The organism is Psychrobacillus faecigallinarum, from assembly GCF_014836595.1.
Classification (GTDB): Bacteria; Bacillota; Bacilli; order Bacillales_A; family Planococcaceae; genus Psychrobacillus; species Psychrobacillus faecigallinarum.
On the sequence record NZ_JACSQO010000002.1, the window covers coordinates 546,810 to 565,485 of the forward strand.

Below are 18,676 nucleotides of genomic sequence, written 5' to 3' on the forward strand. Positions count from 1 at the left end.
ATTGCTGAGAGAGGAGTTACCAAATTTAATATGAGAAATGGGCAAACGGTAATATTAGACGGAGTATCTTTTCCATTAAAAGATATCCATGATTTTCGATGGATACATGATTATGGAGAGGTTTTTTGTGTGTTTGACCGACAGGATTCAGGAAATCTCTCTTTTTTGGTGATAAAAGATGGTTTAAAGAACTTCGTTAAATATGCTGGCGCCGCTCCTGTAAATTACAAGGGAAAACCAGGGGAAGCAATTAATAAACTTAAAAATGCAAAAGTTGTGTACGAAGCATTAGATCATCCACATTTAGTTAAACTAGTAGAACACCGAGAGATGGAAGAAGGATATGCACTTGTGTATGAATGGTTTGATGGCCTAAATATACAAAAGAATATGGCTCATTGTCCAGCTTGTCAGAGGTTTAAGCTGCTGCCTTTAGAAGTACGAATAAAGTCTCTTTCTACTATTTTTGAGTTTCATGTACATGTAGAAAAAAGTAATTATGCAGCAATAGACTTTTATGATGGAAGTATTTTATACGATTTTCAACAGCATAAGACAAAAATATGTGATGTAGATTTGTACCATTCTAAACCATTCTATAATGAAAAAGGTAGGCTTTGGGGTTCGTCAAGGTTTATGTCACCAGAAGAGTTTAAGATGTGTGCAGAAATTGATGCACGTTCGAATGTTTTTAATATGGGTGCCATCGCTTTTTATATTTTAGGTGGTGCTCTTGACCGTTCATATAACCAGTGGGAAGCAGGAAAAGAATTATATAGTGTTGCTAGAAGGGCAGTAGAGATTGAAAAAGACAATCGTTATTCTTCAATTGTAGATTTCTTCACAGAATGGAAGTTAGTTGTAGATAAAGAGTTTTCTTTCAAGGATTAATTATATTTTATGTTTTTAATTTATTTAAAGGAAAATAAATATGTAAGCTAGAATAGTAATAAATAGTTAATTTCAAGCCCAAAATAATATTGTTCTACAAACAAAATATGCTAAGAATATTGCTGTTTTGTTATTAAATTTATTGAAAAAGAATTGATGAATGGCCTATGATAGCCAAATTATATAACAAGAAAAAATTCAGATATTGTTTATAAACACTCATACAAGGGGAAAAGAAAGAGAAGCTTCTTTTTAGGATGTACTATCTGAGATTTTAAGAAGAAGGCATTTTATTATATAGGAACAAATATTCAAATATAATGAAATGCCCATCAATCAGTTTGCCTTTGAAACCAAAGATATAAATCTTTTAATTAGATTAGAAGCTACACATATTCTGGGAGAAAAGGAAAGTGTGCCATGGAGAATTCTGTATTGTTATTAAAAAATGCAAATGTGATCGATGTTGTAACTGGTAAAACAATTTATTCTCATCTTCTTATTCAAAATGGTTTTATTACAAAGATTGTTTCTGCACATAAGCCTATTGGCTATATTCATAAAAAAGCAGTTATTTATGATTTGAAAAGAAGATTTGTTATTCCTGGTTTGATTGATATGCATGTACATATGAAAGGGGACTATGCCCCTATTTTCACTGCCTCTGGTGTTACAACAGTTAGAAACACAGGAGGTAACATCGGAGAGTTAAAAAAAATAATTAACGCATCCAGCGGGGCACCTACCCCAAGAATTATCTCAGCAGATAGAATTATTGATGGACCACCGGGGTTATGGGGAGAGAATAGTCCTTGGAACATAAATATTAATGATGCTTGTAGTGCAAGAGCTGAGGTTAAAAGACAGGTTGAAGCGGGAGCAGATTTTATCAAAGTGTATGGTTGGTTGAAAAAAGAAATGATGAAAATAGTCGTGGAGGAAGCAAAACTTCTTCATAAGGAAGTTAGCTGTGATTTAGTACATTCAATAGAGGTTACTGCCACAGAGGCAGCAAAAATGGGTATTAAATGGAACGAGCATGCTTCAGGTATTATAAAAAATATTTTTCCTAACTGGACTATGCAAGCAGACGAAAATATATGGGAGACAATTGATTGGAAAAATCCTGACATGCAAAAAATTATAGAGGTATGTAAAATACTTGTGGAAAATAAAGTAGTGCTTTGTCCGACAATGGTTTTGTATGATCAAGTAAATTTAATGAGGAATTACTGGTATCCAGAAGAAAAAATAATGAACAAACTAAAAGAGAATGCTGTGTTGATGCAACATTGGAGAAGATTTATAGAAAATACTAGCTCATTAAATTCGTTAGGCATACAACATACTTATAACAAGGCAATTACAAAGGCTTATTTCGAATTAGGTGGGACAGTGGTTGCTGGATCTGATACCCCTGCTGGTATATTTACATTTCCTGGTATGGCATTACACCGAGAGCTAGAATTATTTGTAGAAATTGGTTTATCTGAAATAGATGCATTACGAACTGCCACGATTAAAGCAGCTGAAGCACTAGATAGGCAAGATATAGGGGTTATTCAAGAAGGCACAATCGCGGATATGGTAGTACTTGAAAAAAATCCATTAAAAGACATACGTAATACGAAAGAAATTCATTTTATTATCAAAGGTGGTACCGTATATTCACAGGACGACTTGCTTGATAAGGTTCCAACAGAGGAAAACATAAAAAAATCCGTTGAGGAATTTATGAATAGTTTTCTAGATACAAATTATAAATCTAGCTAATATTAATTAAACTAAAAAGTTTTAGGAAATTGTAAATAAAATTAGTTAGACCTTTCTACGTTTCTACATACTTTAAACTTAAAACTAGAAAAATGGAAAGTAAGTGTTGATTTTTTCAAAGAAAGTCAATATAATTCTCTTAATATGAAAAGCGTTGAAGAGGAAAAGTAAAATAATGATGTTATAAAGAGAGCTTCTGACGGTGGAAATGAGGCAAACTAATTATTTGAACATGATCTCGGAGCTTCGTACTGAACGTTTTGCGACTAGTAGGATACGACAAGAGTTGACACTTGTTATCAATGTCAAAGTATAAAGGCATTCTTGCTATGTACTTATGGAGTCAAGTAGTGTGAGCTATTTGAGCATTAAGGTGGTACCACGGGATATTTAACCCTCGTCCTTATCGATTATTCGATAGGGGGGAGGTTTTTTTTATGGAATGATTTAAACGTTAGATTTTATAAAAGAGTATCTTAAATAAGGAGAGATAAAAATGAGTATTTTAATAGGGGGAGCGTGGCCGTATGCCAATGGTTCGTTACATTTGGGGCACATAGCTGCATTGTTACCAGGAGATATATTAGCTAGGTATTTTAGGTTAAAAGGAGAAGATGTATTATACGTTTCTGGGAGTGATTGTAATGGTACGCCAATTTCCATTCGCGCTAACTCTGAAGGTAGTACAACAAAAGTAATAGCAGATCGCTACCATAATGAGTTTGTTGATACCTTTAAACGTTTGGGCTTTACGTTTGATATGTTTACCAGAACAGATAGCCCCAATCATCACGCTGTCGTACAAGATATTTTTTTAAAGCTATGGAAGAATGGTTATATTTACAAGAAAGAAATAGAACAAACGTATTGTGAAGTGGATAGGCAGTTTTTACCGGATCGATATGTAGAAGGAACTTGTCCGAACTGTGGAAGCAAGGCTAGAGGAGATCAATGTGACAGCTGTTCTTTAATTTTAGACCCTTTAGATTTAACAAACAGAAGCTGTAAACTCTGTGGTAATGAACCGAGTATACGAAAAACAGAACATTTTTATTTTGAACTAGGCAGCTTTCAGGAGCAACTGGAGAACTATGTGAAGGTTTCTAAGAAAAGCAATGCATGGCGAGACAATGCCGTTCAACTGACAGAGCGATATTTGAGTGAGGGCCTTAAAGATCGGGCGGCTTCAAGAGATCTTCCAAACGGAGTAAGTATTCCTATAAAAGGCTATGAAGAAAAGAAAATTTACGTGTGGATTGAAGCTGTTTCTGGATATTATTCAGCGAGTAAGGAGTGGGGATTACAAAATAATAAGGATGTACAAAGCTTTTGGGATGAAGCGACGATATCTTACTACGTTCATGGAAAGGATAACATACCTTTTCATACACTTATCTGGCCAGCGATACTAAAGGGAATCGGTCATAAAGCTCTTCCAACACATATCGTATCTAATGAATATCTAACATTGGAAAAGAAAAAAATATCTACTAGCCAAAACTGGGCAGTTTGGGCTCCTTATATTTTGGAAAAATATCATCCTGATTCTATAAGGTATTTCTTAACAATTAATGCTCCGGAAAATAGAGATACAGATTTTTCCTGGAGAGAATTTATTCATAGTCATAATGGGGAGCTATTAGGTGCATATGGCAACTTTATCAATCGTACATTAAAGTTTATAGAAAAATCATATGCAGGTCAGATACCCGAAGAAGAAATTAATGATTTAATCATAAAACAAACCGAAAGCTTGTATATTAGAATCGGCAAATTAATAGAAGAGGCTCATTTTAAAACAGCCTTAGAAACTATTTTTACCTATATTCGGGATGCTAACAAATACTTTGACGAGCAAAAACCTTGGCTACAAATTAAAGAAGAAAGGGATACAAGTAAAAATACTATAACAACTTGCGTTTATATAATTGGAAATGTCGCTCAATTGTTATTCCCGTTTTTGCCCTTTTCTAGTGAAGAAGTACGGAAGATATTGAGAATGGACAATTTCCAATGGGAGCCAGTTCATGTCAAAGGGAAAACGATAGAGAACATTACTCCTCTATTTGAAAGAATTGACACCTTGGTTATTCAAGATGAATTTGATCAATTGAATAAGAATGTTAACAATGCCTAACAAGCATATATGTTGTTTCAAGTCCTTTTCCTTGAATAAGCAATTATTTTATTTAAAATTAAAAAGGAAACTATGAAGGAGGCGTATATTAATGTATCGTAAAGTAGAGGATTTTATACAGGAATGGACAATGTCGGCGGAAGGAACAGCAAATGTTTTTAAGGCTATGACAGACGATAAGCTAGATCAAGCAATAGTAGAAAATCATAACACACTTGGTTGGTTAGCTTGGCATTTAACAACAGCACCGATTTTCTTAGCAAAGTTTGCTAAGCTTGAATTACCTACAGTGGGTAATCCTAAAGAAATACCAGCATCAGCAAAAGCAATTGTGACAGCTTATGATAATATGGCAAAATCACTTGTAAATGCAGCCTCTTCTTTAACAGACAAAGATTTAGTGGAGGGAGTTCCAGCTTTCGGTACAACGTTAGAGCGTGGGCAAATTTTACGTAAAATCGTTGACCACCAAACTCATCACCGTGGTCAAATGACCGTGTTACTTCGTCAAGCTGGTTTAGAAGTTCCAGGAGTAATGGGACCAACAAAAGAACAACAAATGTAATGTAGAACCACCTTTATTAAAATAAAGGTGGTTTTTTTATGAGCATGGGGTTAATAAAGCAATCTAGGTACGATTACAATAAAGAACTTCATTTTATCTTAACGGCCAGACTTTATTAGTGAAATCGACCTAACTTGTTTACGCAGACGAAAAAGCTACTAAATTTCAAGAGTCTGAAAATTTATAATGGATAGAAAAATTATAATCTAGCTTATGTTATAATCGGAAAGTATAATCAATTTAATTTTTAACAGGGGGGCGTTCAATATGATAAATAAACTAATTAGTTTGGGATTACAAAACAAAAAAGGTGAAAGTCCTATTTAAATTAGTTAAATTTAGCGTTCAACCATCAAAAAGGGGAAACTTTGTGGAAATAAGATTACAAGAATTAAGTTCAGAAAACTGGTATGAATGCTGCCAACTAGAAATTTCTGAGGAACAGAAAGAATATATAGATACAAATGCAATCTCAATCGCACAGTCCAAGTTTGAAGTTACCTTAAAGCCATATGCGATTATTTGTGATGGAGCTATAGTTGGATTTCTAATGTATAATTCGGTTAAAGAAGAGCTTGATGGCTACTGGATATATAGAATAATGATTGATAAGAAATTTCAAGGGAAGGGCATTGGAAGGATTGCTTCAGAACTGATGCTTTTCGAAATGTCTAAACTACCTGATGTGAAAAAAATGGTAGTTGGTTATCACCCGGACAATCTAGGAGCACATAATCTATATTCAAAACTTGGGTTCATCAATAATGGTGATAGGTTTGGAAAAGAGATGGCCGTTGTCAAATATATAAATGAATAAATTAGTAAAAGGAAGAACCAATTTGGTGCTTCCTTTTTGTTTTCTTTAGATGGAGCGGTCTTTAACTATTCTAAAACTTTTAGATCGTAAGAATAAATACTTTTCTTTTGAACACTTGATAATAAATCGTGGAAACCAGTAATATCTAAAGTATTTACACGGCTACCATTGTCTAAATTATATTCCTCTAAATAGTATTTTTCTTTTTTTTCATCGCTATATCTTAGCACATAAAGTGAGTTATCTTTAAAATAAGTTTCCTCGTTGTGTCTGATTTTTGATTTACTAGCATTTTCTATGGAAAATTTCTTTTGAATTTCTTCGTTTTTTGTATCGAATGTATATACATCTCCTAGACCATTGATAAAATACAAAACGTCTTGGTGAATATGAGCAGAGTTTTTAAAATTATAAGGAATAGTGGACACCAAATCCTTCATGTCTTTATATTCTATAAAATCATAAACCTCCTGCTCATAAGTATCCTTTGCAATTCGGTAAAGGGAAGTTTTTTCGTTAAAATCATCAATTACAGATGAAAGTATCAAATAATAATTTTTTTTATCTGAAAGCAAAGGAGCCAATGAATTAAAAAATTCATTCTTTGGTGTGTCTAACATAGTCAAATGATCGACCTCTAATGAACTATCAAAAGTAACTTGCCTTAAATCGAATTGGTTTTTATCAACATCCTGTGTAAGTATATTAACTTTGTCGCCTTCTATCCCAGAGGAAGCAATATAAAAGGGAATGCTATCTGTTTGAAATTTTTCTTTGTTTCCAAAACGGACATCAGAAAGATAGCCGCTTCCGTCTTGAGTGAATCCACTATTATAAATACTAAAAAATATATTTTTGTTCTCGATAAAACCAGTACGCTCACCAGTGTATTGGTCCGTTTTCATTGGAAATTCTTTATAATCCTCCCCAACTATCCGTACCTTGTTTTTTTCCTCTAGAAAAACACTGTTTTCATAAACAGCCGTGCTACCTAACTCCAAGCCTTCCATTTTTAGCGCTTGTGCCTTACCTTTCTGATCGATAAAAACCGCAAAGCTAAATCCTTCTCCGTCAATATCCTGATCAGCGGTAGTAGACAGGTAGATAATAGCTTTTTTATTATGTAAAAAATTTTCCTTCTCCAAATCAGCTATAGATAGAAGCAAATTACTATCTGCGCTTGTAGGGTTGAAAAATAAAGTGTAAGTAAAATAAAAGAAAACCCCTAGGCCAAACATTCCAATAATAGTTATAATATTTCTTTTCATTTATATAACCCTCCTAAAGGTTAAATGACAATAGGCAGCAATGCTATTTGTGCCTATTGCCATTTTGTTTTAAATATTTCTAACTAATTTTGTACTAGGAGCATCTCTAACGTCTCTTGGATATACACCAAGGCCTCCATCATCATCTAAATCTAAATTACCATTAAGTTTATAAGCCGACCAGATAAGTTTAGAGCAGTTTTTAGCTCCATTGTGACCAGTAGAACGATTGGTAGCGAAATTGTATGAATAACTCTGTCCTACCTGTGAGTATGCCCAGTTCGCTGCATTATTTCTATTAGTTGTAGTAGTACTTACTGATTTGACTAATGCGCCTGAACTATCCACTTTACGAGCTGTAGTGGAAATAGTACGTACTCCAGCTGATGGCACGGATTCTACTATAGTTGTGGAAGTGTAATATAAGCCTACGTGCCCATGATCAAGGTATGCAGTTTGTGAAGGCGTGTAGTAGAAGTTACCTTTTGTACTGTTGCCTACGCTTACAGTCCCGCCACTATCACCGCTTGTTTGATTGGATTTTGCTTCTGCCAATCCCTGAGCTTGATCGTTCTTTAACTCTTTGTAGATTTGTTCTAAAATTTGTTGCTCTGCTTCTCCAGTGTTTTTTGCAATTTCTTCTACGCTGGACATTAATTCATTGCTAGAAACGTCTGGCTGGAGTGTCAAAATTTCGTCAAGGTACGAGTAACTGTTGGCAGAGGCACCACTAAAGGAAGTTGAAGCTAATAACATTGCCGTGAATGATAAAGCTGCGAATGATTTTTTCATAATACAACTCCTTTTTCATATTTTTACTTCATCTATAATATTAATTTAATTGTATAATTTTACAATTGGGAAAAATATTAGGTAATAAAAGAGTTGTTAATAATTTTTTAAGTAATAATGATGATATTCTGATAAATGTACAGAAAAGATATATCGTTTAGTGGGAAAAATATTTTCCTCTAGAACAACAAGCAGGAAAAGTATCCCTTTGTCTTGAATTTAATAAAAGAGAATGTTATTAAGGAGAATGATAATGGAGATAAAATCTGTATTAAGAAAATGGCAAAGTAAAAAAGGAGAGATAGATAACTTAGAAGAACTAGTAACAGAAATGCTTAAAAATATAGGAACAATCGATGCTGAGCTAAGAGACAGTTTAATTTACTCTTCATTTTATCTTTTAATAAAGGACAATAAATTATCGAATGAACTCATGGAAAAAGTCCTGATTAGTTGTTTATCGAAGGAGTATTTGTTTAAAGGTATAGGTGAAGTAGAAACCGACACTGTGTTTACAAGGTCGTTTTCGTCATTAGTAATAGCTTTGATAGTAGAAAAGGATAAAACAAAAGGATTTTTGGAAAAACAGCTGTTAGAAGAAGTGTTTGAAAAAACGATTATATACTTACAATCAGAAAAAGATGTAAGAGGTTATGTAGAAGGGAAAGGATGGGCGCATAGTATTGCCCATGGAGCAGATCTGTTAGAAACTCTTATTAGCCACCCATCCTTCAATTTGTTAAATAGTGAGAAATGCCTTACAACAATAACTGCATGTATTTGGAAGGATTATGTTTTCCAGGACGATGAGGATGAGCGGCTACTCTTTGCAGTAGAGGCACTTTTAGAAAAAGGATTATCGGAGGAGATACTTATAGATTGGGTGCACAACTTTGAAAAATTATTAGACCCAACAGTAAGTCGTGAAGAGAATTCTTTAACCTTTTATAAATATAGGTCTAATGTCATGAACTTCTTAAAGTCACTGTATTTTCGTTTATCGTATCGTGGAGAAAGTATAAATACACAGCTTCAAATTAAAAAATCCTTAAAAAACTTACATAACGCTATGTATAAAAGGGAGTAATGTTTCTAATCTCAAGCGTAGGATGAAGTGGATGCTTCAGTATTTATTTTTTATGTACTAATATATTTTAGTAATTAGAACAAAAGTAATTATATACATACATTATACATAAAAATGTCCTCAATTAAATGAAGGATTCTTTGTTAGAAAAAAGGAGCCCGTAATGACTAATGAAATAACAGTAGTGTGGGGAGGGCATCCAGTCAAGCTAATATGGCAGCCTTCAAAGGTAGTCCTGAAAGAAGATATTGTGACTAGTGTTCACGGTTGTTGTTTTCATGCAGGAAAAGTGTTATTAGTTCGAGTGAAAAATAGAGGATTTAATATGCCAGGCGGACATGTAGAAGCTAATGAAACTCCTGAAGAAACTCTCCATAGAGAAATTTACGAAGAAGGCTATGTCAAAGGAGATGCAACTTATATTGGAGCGATTGAGGTTAACCACAAAGACAATCCTTTTTATATAGTAAATGGTAAATACCCTCTCATCGGCTATCAATTATTCTATCGTTTAGATATTGAAGATTGCTTTCCCTTTTTAAGAGAGAATGAAGCAACTACACGTATTTGGGTCGAACCAGAGGAAGTACCATACGTAATTGATGATCATGAACTAATTATAACTATATTAAGAGAAGCAGAAATCATTAATAATTAATAGAACGAATGAAATGAATTTACAATAAAAATGATTTTTAATAGTAATTAGTTTATAAAGAAAAATAAAACGCTCCAAACCATTAAGGTTTGGAGCGTTTGGTTATTATTTAGCTTCAGTTGAACTATCTGGAACAGCCTCTGTTTCAGTGCCTTCTGTTTCACTATTTTCTGCGCCAGTGGTGTCGTCCGTTCCATCAGTACCTGTTGTACTATCTTGGTCGTCCTGCGTATCTACTTCTCCTTCATTTTCTGAATCCAAACCAGAATCGTTTTGTCCGTCATCTTCAAGAGTTGGGTCTTCTACTTCAATATCATTGATATCTGCATCATCATCATCTCCACAAGCTCCTAACAATAATGCTGAACTTAAAACTATTGGTAAAGCGAATATTCTTTTCTTCATCTTAAATTCCTCCATTCAAATTGTTCTTTTATTTACTTAATGTGTTAGGCCTACTTTATGTCTACCTCATTATAATAACTTTAAACTTTTTTCTTCAAGAATCTTATTATTAGAAAAAATGTAATATAAAAACATGGATAATATATATGATATAATTTAGTCTTATGAGAATTTTTGATGCTGAAAGGAGGCATTCGGTTGCTACAAACTTTTCTGATTAATATATTATTTATTACTTTACCTGTTCTACTTTTTGTCGTCTTTTTAGATAACAAAAAGAGAAAAGAATATATATACTTTTTCATACTATCTTCATCAATATCAATGATTTTATGCATGATTTATCCAATTAGATTAGAATTAGGTTTTACAGTTGATTTAAGATACATACCGTTTTTCACTTTGGCTCTTTACGGTGGCTATAAGAAATTGTTTCCACTTTATATTATTTTAAATATAGTACGTTTTTTTGTAGGGGGAGAAGGAGTTATACAATCCTTTATTTTCTCAACTGTAGCTTTTGCTATTGTTCCACTAATGCACAAAAGGTTTATTAATTATTCCCCTAAGAAGAGAATATTCACTGGTATTTTAATGGTATTAATCAACGATTTGACTTATTTAATTTCTCTTACTACTTTTTTTGACAAACTAACTACTGAATATTGGACTGTTGCTGCTTATATTATTGTTACATATGTCATAGTTATGTTGTTTAACTTGAGTATGGTCGAGAAAATTTTATCTAATATTAAACAGCGAGATAATTTTCTTCGAGCGGAGAGGTTGCATGTGATGAGCGAATTATCTGCGAGTGTCTCTCATGAAATAAGAAATCCTCTAACTGTAACAAATGGCTTTTTACAATTATTAAGCGTCTCAAAAGATATTACTCCAAATGATAAAGTTTATATTGATTATTCTTTGAAGGAGTTAAATAGAGCTGAAAACATACTAAATGATTTTTTAGCATTTGCTAAGCCTCAATCGGTTCATATGGTTCAATCTACATTAGAAGAGGAATTAGTATACGTTAAAAATGTTATGATGCCTTATGCTAAATTCCATGAAGTCGAAATCTTGCTATTATTTCAGAACACAGTGAAGATTAAATTTGATCAAAATCAAATGAAACAGTGCATAATTAATCTACTAAAAAATGGTGTAGAATCAATGAAAGGCAAGGGGGGACTTCTTCTTGTACGGGCCGAACAGCAAGGAAAAAATCTAATCATTACGATAGAGGATGAAGGAATAGGCATGACTTCCGAAGAAATAAGCCAGTTGGGGAAACCTTATTATTCTAATAAAAAAGAGGGTACAGGATTAGGTATGCTAATGGTATATGGGACAATTTCCACATTAAAAGGAAATGTAGAAGTAAAAAGTCAAAAAGGAAAAGGGACTATATTTACTATAACTATACCAGTTTAAAAAAGAGTTAAAAGTAACTGGTTCTATTAAAAATACGTTTTTGAAATTATAATAATATGTTTAATAAAAGCACCGCAATTGATACAACCTTTAATAAGGTATGTGTCAGTTGTGGTGTTTTTTTATGTAGTCAATCGACTTTAGATAGAATAATGTAACTCGTTGTTCGTAGAAAGATCGTAGCAATAGTCACAATAGACGAAAGGTAAAACTATCATCCTTAAAGAAAGGTTAAATCATTTTAAATATAATAAAAGTAAATAAAACAGAGTGATCAGTTAGGGGGTGAAGAGATTCTTAAATAATATCCATCTGGATCGACCAAACGAAAATCTTTCAGGCCCCATTCTTGTTGTTTTAGTTGGGATTCTAATTCAATTTTCATCTCACTTACACGTTGATGAAAACTTTGAATATCAGGAACAATAATGATTATCTCTACACCAACTCCTTTTCGGGAGGTGCTAATATTACTGAAATAATGGTCCTTTGAAAGAATATTTTGTTGCGTTAAAAGTATATTGAGATTTTTGGATCTAAATCTAGCACTAGTTTCATTTTGAGAATATAAATCTAATTGAATTACGTTTTTATAAAAGTCAACAGACCTTTTCAAATTTTGTACGAACAATTCTAAACGCATATAAACATCCATTTTCAAACCTCCATAGATAAAAAATAGTTACATCAAAGTGATAACGAGTGAATATAATTCGTGTTTCCAATGTTAATAATACTAAATTTAATTGTTTTATTATTCATTCAAAGGGCTGAATATATTCTACATTTTAAATTTAGGGGGTTTTAAGTTACTTCACATTCCGTAAATAATGTGTAATAACCAAAATCGGAGTTTAGTAGAACACGAAAAAATATTAATAAGTTGGTGATTTAATGTTATTAACATATTTGTAATGATACTATATACTCGATTGTAGATGATTAGTCAACAAAAAGACCGCTGCTCATTGAAGCAGCGGCTTTTAAATTAGATAATTATTTGGGTATTTTCACCGGATGAATCAGGATAATAAAGGTCTTTACGGAGGCAAACATCCTTATGTGTTAAGGTTTCGCCTTTAAAACGAAGCCAAATCTCATCATCTGCCATTACACCATGTGTTTTCCGAACAATGCCCCAACGATTATACGCTTGCAAACCAAGACTCTTGAGTAACTCATCGGCATTGGCACGTGTTGGTGGAAACGTACGCCATTTAAGCCACTTCTCCAGTTCTTCTAGCGTAATATGACCTTCCATAATCGGTGAAAATTGTTTATTAAAGTCTACTATATAGTTCACGACATAAGGTGTGCCACCATTTGCGGGTTTTAAATCAACTGTAGCAATTACATCGTCCATCCACATGACCTCGAACTTCATATAATCAATCAATTTGATTCACTTCCTTCAATGAAAAGATGTTTGAAGATAGGGTCGTTTAACTGTGATAGTAACACTTGTTGTGCTCGACCAAAATCAATTGAATTTATTTTTAGTGTTTCTAATAATTTAGCTTTATAGATGAATGCTGAACCGGTATAGAGTGCGAGCTGTTTAGTAAAGCTTGAGTTAAATGGTTTTGCTTTCACTTTTCTTTTTAAAATTGATAATGGTTTACCTAGTGGATAGTCCTTTTCATCGGATAGCAAACTTAGTCCATTATCAAAAATCGGTGCGAGTCTCCATACTTTGGTAACAGGATTGTATAAGAATAAAATGTTATTCGTATGACGATCTTCGTTTAAAATGAGTGCATCAAACGCTACTAATTGAGCAATATCTTCTCGTACATTCAGTCCGGTAAAGTCCTGCACTTGTTGCATAATTTGCTCAAACTTTTCTTGTGTAGAAAGAGATTTATCGTTAAGGACATGGTCGGTCGTCGTAAAGTTTGCCTCAAATAAACGCTCAAGCGTGACTTCTTGTAGCTTACCTCTGAAATCCTGCGAATAACAGCCCATGGAAATTTCACCATTTGGTAAAATAATTTTACAAGGATAGTAGTTTACATAATCTTTTTCTTGTAATGTAGAGCATGCTAACACAAGTGATGCTAATACTTCGGCTTGTCCCTCGTAGCCACGAGTATTTTGTTTAACCCACTTATCTCCGACACACCATTTTGATTGGTCACCTTTACTTGAAGTACTAATAATACGAATATTATCTGCTGGTATATGAATTTCTTCCATGCATCTCACGTCCAATTTACTTGAGTTTCTTATATTATATAGTTAAAAATAAGGTTTTTCATCATTTAACCCATTTGTTTTATTTTAAAACTTCTCCACAAGTTTCTCTCTCCTCAGCCCAGTTGCAATTAGTTCTCCAATAAGTTTGATAAAACCTTTTTTCTTCTTAAACTAACGGTGCAGTTTAGTTGAATAAGGCTAGATAGGAAATTATGATAAGAATAGAAATAAAACTAGGGGTATTTCTAATGCATACAGACAATAAAACAGTATTAGAATTAGTGGAATTTGATAAATATGATGTCTTAGGTTTAATAGAACTTTCTGCCTCAGTTGGTTGGGATTATGATGAGCATGAAATTAGAACTGTTATGTCATCTGGTAAAATATACGGACATAAAAATGCTGATGGGAAAATTGTTTCGAGTGCTGCAATAATACCTTATGATACTGATTTAGCTTCAATTGGTATGGTTATTGTTAATGAAAAATATAGAGGTTTAGCCTTAGGAAAAAAGGCTACTCAAAAATGTATAGACAGTGTTTCTCAAAATACTTCAATAATGTTAATTTCAACTGAAGATGGGAAACCCTTATATGAAAAATTGGGTTTTAATACTGTCGACCATGTACATAAGTTTTTAAGTGATAACTATATTCCAACTAACTTGTTTAATAATCGAGAAATTACCTTAGAGAAATACAGTGAGAATGATATTAATGAAATTATTGAATTAGATTCGGCTGCATTTGGTGATAAGAGAAGAAAATTACTTCTTAACAGGATAAATCAATCAAAACAATGTTTAGTTGTTAGAAATCTAAAGGGGAAGATTATTGGATTCGGATTATCCATATTAGGACCAATAAATCTATTAATAGGACCTATTGTAGCACCAGATTCACAAACAGCTGCTTTAATAATCGATGGGTTAATTCTTAATCATCAAGGAAAGTTAAGGATTGACGTGCCATCCAATAATGACAAGTTAATGTTATTCTTGGAGAAAAGTGGATTTGTAAAAGTTAGTAATCCTCCGATAATGATAAAGAACTCTATTAATATGCCATATAGGAATAAAGAGTTATTTGCTATTACTGCACAAGTCTTTGGTTAAGTTAGCAATATCTTTATTGAACTAACGGATGCTTTACTTGAAGAGCATTGAGCTGCATAGACAGCTCTTATTCTTATTGAACTAAAGGTGCAGGTATAGTTCAATAAGAAATGGTAAAATAGAGTTAATAAAAGCTGTTTTGATAGGGAGACAATATAGATAAAAATGAATTCTTTCAAGACCTTGAAGAAATTGTGGTTGACCCTTTGTTTATTGGAAATAGTAAAGAGGACATAGACCAAGAAATATCAAACAACACTTGGTCAATTTCTGTTAGTAACGAAATGAATATTAAGTTGAGTGTTAAGGATTTTAAAGATTTTTTTAGAGAGGTTATTTCCAACAGAAGTAAACAAATTAAAATGTCTAATAAGGGTATGCTTTTTTATGTATGGTTCGATTGGCAAGCTGCACAATTAAGATTTAATTTAATATCGGATTATGATTCTAAGCTACCGTTCAGTTGTGAAATTGAAACTATTGATAACCTCGAACCTGTCATTGAAGAATTTCTTAGTTTTCCTTATCACGATGGCTTTCCCGTTGAAGATATTCGTGAGGAAGATGAAGGGGTAGAAGAAAACAATAACCCCTTAAAAATTTTCCTATGCAAAATAAATGGATAATTCTTATTCAGCTAACGAGTTGCTTTAGCAAATCTTGGCCATCGTTTCGATGGTCTATTTTTATGTCCAAAACATTAAGTTGATCCCAGATATGCTTTGTGAAATGTTACACTGAAACTAACGAAGCAGGTTAGTTGAAGAGTGTTGTTTAACTTGTATTCAACAATCGAGCCAGATGGTTATATAACCATCTGAATAAACAAGCGGATTAGTCTGAAGATAAAGGGGGATTTATATGAATACAAAACGTAAACGGAAGGTCTGGAGGATAGGTTCAGGAGTATTTATTGTACTTGTTATAGCTTTCATATCATGGTATTATCCATTATCGCTTTTTAGCATCCATCAAAGCTTTACATATCATCCTGGTTCGGGAACTCATAATGGCAAAACCTACGAAGAAGAGATTGGCGAGTTTAAAGCTGCCTATGAGAAGGATCTAAAAAAGGATTTAGGAAGTGATAATTACAATCCTACCGTAAATCGAACTCAATTTATTCTTCCGATTTTTGAACAAGAATGGCTGATCGGCACGGACTCCAAAACAATTGACAAAGATAAACTGGATAGAATGCTTTTCGAAGTACAACAGGCAAGAAATACCCTGTTAGACCTTGTTTCTGAAGGAGATTATTCCAGAGAAGAAAGGATATACCTGGTTGACAGCATAAATAATTTCTTGAACTTGGAAGAGCGGATTAGATTTATAAGAAACGGAAAATTTTTTTCGAGAAGTGATTTGCAAAGGATGTTAGGTAATTTACAAGGAGATTTCTGGGCAGGTTTTGATTACTATACCACCGTTTTTTATGATGTATCTCATAAATAAAAGTTTGAAGCTATCGGGCGCGATTGTTTAATAAGCGTCTCAGTTCTTCTTAAACTAAAGGGTGCTTTAATTGAATAAGGAACACTTAATAATCGAGAAAATCATGACGAAAGAAAGCAACCATTTTGAACAATCTCTTTCAAAATGGTTGCTTTTATTTTTTGCTGTATGAGGTTAGTAGAATAACTTGTAAAATTGAATCTCTTCTTATTATATATACTCTCCAAACAACTCCGGTTTCCAACTATGAACAGGATGGTTTTCTTTTGCGAATACTTTTTCTAAATAAATTTCCGTTGTTTCTAACCGTTCATGTCCTAGCGATTTCATAATGTCATATATCTCTACTTTATTTAGTCGTGAAATAATGGCAAAAGCGTGTCGAAAGTAATGTGGTGTCAGTTCTACTACTTCATCCTTCAGGTTAAGATACAACTTTGCATTTTCTTTTTTTACATATTGCGCTAGGTAGGAGGGGGTATAGGCTTTACCTGTGTTTGTAGTAAATAAAGGAGCATTCGATTCTGCTTTTTCTATAGGTGGTAATCCTCTAGAGCGGCGAAATGCTTTAATGCTATTAAGCACTTTCTCTTTCACTGGTACTTGCCTACGCTTGTTCCTTTACCTATGATTTCTAGATAATGTCCTCCCAAGATAGTATCTCTTTTCAAGTCATTTACCTGCAACTTACAAAATTCTTCATTTCTAATTCCCGTAGTAGACAATACATGCACAATTGCAAACTTCACGTGATGTTCTATTTTTTGAAGGAAGACAGCTTAAAGATTACTTCTTTGGGACCCAGGTTTCGGTTTGGACGTTCATCTTTCCGAACAGTTGCTTTTCTAAAGCCTTCATATATAGGTTCATTAATATATTTATCATTATAAAGAATGGTTAAGAAAGCTTTTATTATTGCACTCTTTAGCTTAATAGTAGCAGGAGAGTAAGAGCCTTTTATTAAAACATGAGGGCTCTTGGTGATTAACCATTCCTGGTATCGTCTCAGATGTCTTGATTAAAGTGATTTTAATTAGTCAACCTTCGATAACTTGGGCAATATCTTAAGCAGGAACTATTGATTGGTTGTCGAAACAGTAATAATCAGGAAATTTAAAGAAAAAGACTTAGTGAAAGGAATGAGTTTATGAAAAATTACCTGTTTAGCATTATAGTCGTAGCACTTCTTGGAATATCTGCGTTGGCCATATTGTTAGTCAACAAGGACACTTCTGAAAAAGAAGCCGAAGAAACAAATGAAGTTAAAATTGATGATGAATTTCTAAAGAACTGGAATAAAATTAATATTACATTGAAAGAGAAATCCCGAAATAACCATTATTTTGAAAATGAGGATTTGAACAATGGTGATATTTTCTTATTAAATGGAGAAAGCCAGGGGTTGAAATTAAAAGAAGGAGATAATGTATTGGTGGATTTAACCATAATCCCCGATGGCTTAAGTCATACTGGGGTTGGATACATATTAAATGAGAAATATACAGAGATTTTTTCAGCCCCCGTTTCTGATAAACTGACAACCTCTTTTGATGTGAAGGTGGATGGGGAATATATAATTTGTATTGTCGGTGGTAACGCAAACTTTATAACAATTACGAATGGTCTTATTTCAATTGATTAAATTTGAATAATATCTTTTTTAACTAGCGAGGTGCTTTACTTCAAGAAGGAGTAAAGTCTTTATTCTTATTTAACTAACGGCGCAGTTTAGTTTAATAAGAGGTAAATTTGACCGAGTGTCGAAATAGTAATTATAGTTGAATTGTAGAAGGGGTAGAATATGTCAAGATATATTAGTAAATTTTTCTTAACATTACTAGCTAGTGTAATTTTATTTTTTCTATTGAGTGGTTTGTTTGATAGCGGTGACCATATCGAAATTTGGATTTTTACTTTCGGTACAATAATTATTATAGTGCTATCATTTTTAATTGCACTTATGTATTATTTAATAGATTTAATTAAGAGTAAATCTTAGTTTGTCTACGTTGTGTTTTACTTCGGAAGGGGTAAAGCCTTTTTTCTTATTGAACTAACGAAGCAGTTTAGTTCAATAAGA

18 protein-coding genes, 1 pseudogene and 1 other annotated feature are annotated in these 18,676 nt (G+C 33.0%); of the genes and pseudogenes, 12 read left to right on the forward strand and 7 right to left on the reverse strand.

Annotated elements, in window-relative coordinates; all coding sequences use genetic code 11:
* Nucleotides 1-30 precede the first annotated feature (30 nt).
* The 5 genes from H9650_RS07400 (at nt 31) to H9650_RS07420 (ending at nt 6,183) form a co-directional block, all read left to right on the forward strand.
* Nucleotides 31-891 carry a serine/threonine protein kinase gene (locus H9650_RS07400; protein ID WP_191696894.1) on the forward strand — a complete coding sequence of 287 codons (861 nt, stop codon included), beginning with the start codon at nt 31-33 and terminating at the stop codon, nt 889-891.
* 420 nt (nt 892-1,311) lie between these two features.
* Nucleotides 1,312-2,664, forward strand: coding sequence for an amidohydrolase family protein (locus H9650_RS07405; RefSeq protein WP_144536078.1), 1,353 nt, complete (start codon nt 1,312-1,314; stop codon nt 2,662-2,664).
* Nucleotides 2,665-2,809: 145 nt separating this feature from the next.
* Nucleotides 2,810-3,072, forward strand: a binding site (T-box leader).
* A gap of 88 nt (nt 3,073-3,160) precedes the next feature.
* Complete coding sequence (gene metG / locus H9650_RS07410) at nt 3,161-4,801, forward strand: methionine--tRNA ligase (protein WP_151109530.1); 1,641 nt, start codon at nt 3,161-3,163, stop codon at nt 4,799-4,801.
* A gap of 91 nt (nt 4,802-4,892) precedes the next feature.
* Nucleotides 4,893-5,366 (forward strand): DinB family protein, encoded by a 474-nt coding sequence (locus tag H9650_RS07415; RefSeq protein WP_151109532.1) that lies wholly within the window; start codon nt 4,893-4,895, stop codon nt 5,364-5,366.
* Nucleotides 5,367-5,736: 370 nt separating this feature from the next.
* On the forward strand, nt 5,737-6,183 hold the full coding sequence (locus tag H9650_RS07420; RefSeq protein WP_151109534.1) for a GNAT family N-acetyltransferase: 447 nt from the start codon (nt 5,737-5,739) through the stop codon (nt 6,181-6,183).
* 65 nt (nt 6,184-6,248) lie between these two features.
* Here H9650_RS07420 and H9650_RS07425 read toward each other — a convergent pair whose 3' ends face one another.
* Complete coding sequence (locus tag H9650_RS07425) at nt 6,249-7,451, reverse strand: hypothetical protein (protein WP_151109536.1); 1,203 nt, start codon at nt 7,449-7,451, stop codon at nt 6,249-6,251.
* A 69-nt stretch (nt 7,452-7,520) separates the two neighbouring features.
* Nucleotides 7,521-8,243, reverse strand: coding sequence for a YiiX/YebB-like N1pC/P60 family cysteine hydrolase (locus H9650_RS07430; protein ID WP_151109538.1), 723 nt, complete (start codon nt 8,241-8,243; stop codon nt 7,521-7,523).
* Between the two features lie 253 nt (nt 8,244-8,496).
* On the opposite strand from H9650_RS07430, the gene H9650_RS07435 reads away from it, so the two are divergent.
* Both H9650_RS07435 and H9650_RS07440 read left to right on the forward strand, forming a co-directional pair.
* A complete protein-coding gene (locus H9650_RS07435; RefSeq protein WP_191696895.1) occupies nt 8,497-9,330 on the forward strand; it encodes a DUF2785 domain-containing protein in 834 nt (277 codons plus the stop codon).
* A 163-nt stretch (nt 9,331-9,493) separates the two neighbouring features.
* Entirely contained in the window at nt 9,494-9,988 is a 495-nt protein-coding gene (locus H9650_RS07440; protein ID WP_191696896.1) for an NUDIX domain-containing protein, read from the forward strand.
* A 105-nt stretch (nt 9,989-10,093) separates the two neighbouring features.
* Here H9650_RS07440 and H9650_RS07445 read toward each other — a convergent pair whose 3' ends face one another.
* Nucleotides 10,094-10,393: a hypothetical protein gene (locus H9650_RS07445; protein ID WP_144536092.1), complete on the reverse strand. Its 300-nt coding sequence runs from the start codon at nt 10,391-10,393 to the stop codon at nt 10,094-10,096.
* Between the two features lie 198 nt (nt 10,394-10,591).
* Between H9650_RS07445 and H9650_RS07450 the strand changes: the two genes are divergently transcribed.
* Complete coding sequence (locus H9650_RS07450) at nt 10,592-11,827, forward strand: sensor histidine kinase (protein ID WP_151109543.1); 1,236 nt, start codon at nt 10,592-10,594, stop codon at nt 11,825-11,827.
* A gap of 274 nt (nt 11,828-12,101) precedes the next feature.
* Here the strand turns inward: H9650_RS07450 and H9650_RS07455 are convergent, their stop codons facing one another.
* The 3 genes from H9650_RS07455 to H9650_RS07465 all read right to left on the reverse strand — a co-directional run bounded on the left by H9650_RS07455 (nt 12,102) and on the right by H9650_RS07465 (nt 14,023).
* Entirely contained in the window at nt 12,102-12,482 is a 381-nt protein-coding gene (locus H9650_RS07455) for a VOC family protein (protein WP_191696897.1), read from the reverse strand.
* Between the two features lie 333 nt (nt 12,483-12,815).
* On the reverse strand, nt 12,816-13,211 hold the full coding sequence (locus H9650_RS07460) for a hypothetical protein (protein WP_225215956.1): 396 nt from the start codon (nt 13,209-13,211) through the stop codon (nt 12,816-12,818).
* An 8-nt stretch (nt 13,212-13,219) separates the two neighbouring features.
* Nucleotides 13,220-14,023: a HipA domain-containing protein gene (locus H9650_RS07465; protein WP_191696898.1), complete on the reverse strand. Its 804-nt coding sequence runs from the start codon at nt 14,021-14,023 to the stop codon at nt 13,220-13,222.
* A 248-nt stretch (nt 14,024-14,271) separates the two neighbouring features.
* On the opposite strand from H9650_RS07465, the gene H9650_RS07470 reads away from it, so the two are divergent.
* The 3 genes from H9650_RS07470 to H9650_RS07480 all read left to right on the forward strand — a co-directional run bounded on the left by H9650_RS07470 (nt 14,272) and on the right by H9650_RS07480 (nt 16,596).
* Nucleotides 14,272-15,141, forward strand: a complete 870-nt coding sequence (locus H9650_RS07470; protein WP_191696899.1) for a GNAT family N-acetyltransferase — start codon at nt 14,272-14,274, stop codon at nt 15,139-15,141.
* 206 nt (nt 15,142-15,347) lie between these two features.
* Complete coding sequence (locus H9650_RS07475) at nt 15,348-15,767, forward strand: hypothetical protein (protein ID WP_191696900.1); 420 nt, start codon at nt 15,348-15,350, stop codon at nt 15,765-15,767.
* A 235-nt stretch (nt 15,768-16,002) separates the two neighbouring features.
* Nucleotides 16,003-16,596, forward strand: a complete 594-nt coding sequence (locus H9650_RS07480; RefSeq protein WP_191696901.1) for a hypothetical protein — start codon at nt 16,003-16,005, stop codon at nt 16,594-16,596.
* A gap of 210 nt (nt 16,597-16,806) precedes the next feature.
* On the opposite strand, the pseudogene H9650_RS07485 reads toward H9650_RS07480, so the two are convergent.
* A pseudogene (locus tag H9650_RS07485) lies at nt 16,807-17,202 on the reverse strand (tyrosine-type recombinase/integrase); the annotation flags it as partial.
* Between the two features lie 541 nt (nt 17,203-17,743).
* Here H9650_RS07485 and H9650_RS07490 point away from each other — a divergent pair.
* Nucleotides 17,744-18,238, forward strand: a complete 495-nt coding sequence (locus tag H9650_RS07490; protein WP_191696902.1) for a hypothetical protein — start codon at nt 17,744-17,746, stop codon at nt 18,236-18,238.
* The last annotated feature ends 438 nt before the right edge of the window (nt 18,239-18,676 follow it).